This is a genomic window from Paenibacillus tyrphae, from assembly GCF_000722545.1.
GTDB lineage: Bacteria > Bacillota > Bacilli > Paenibacillales > NBRC-103111 > Paenibacillus_G > Paenibacillus_G tyrfis.
The window spans coordinates 1-201 of sequence record NZ_JNVM01000084.1 but is presented as its reverse complement, the minus strand read 5'-3'; the positions used below and the strand labels follow the sequence as shown (position 1 = coordinate 201).

Annotated in this window: 1 protein-coding gene; it reads right to left on the bottom strand. The window is 49.3% G+C overall.

The annotated features are described in order from the left end of the window. A partial coding sequence (locus ET33_RS35855) for an IS110 family transposase (RefSeq protein WP_036694121.1) occupies positions 1-201 on the bottom strand: 201 nt, incomplete at both ends.

The following is a 201-nucleotide window of genomic DNA, read 5'->3' as shown; positions in this document are numbered from 1 at the left end:
CGAGATTGAGCCAGTAGTGCCCGGTGGGTTCAACACCGATGAGCACCTTCGTTTTGTGATGCTGATCCATCATAGCTTGTATCCACTGGAATAGGGCTTTAAAGCCGATGTGATCGTTAGAGAAGGCAAGATAGTGGCCACGTTCGATCCCACGAAAATCGACAGCACGGGCAACATGAGAAAACTTGGCAATATCGATGC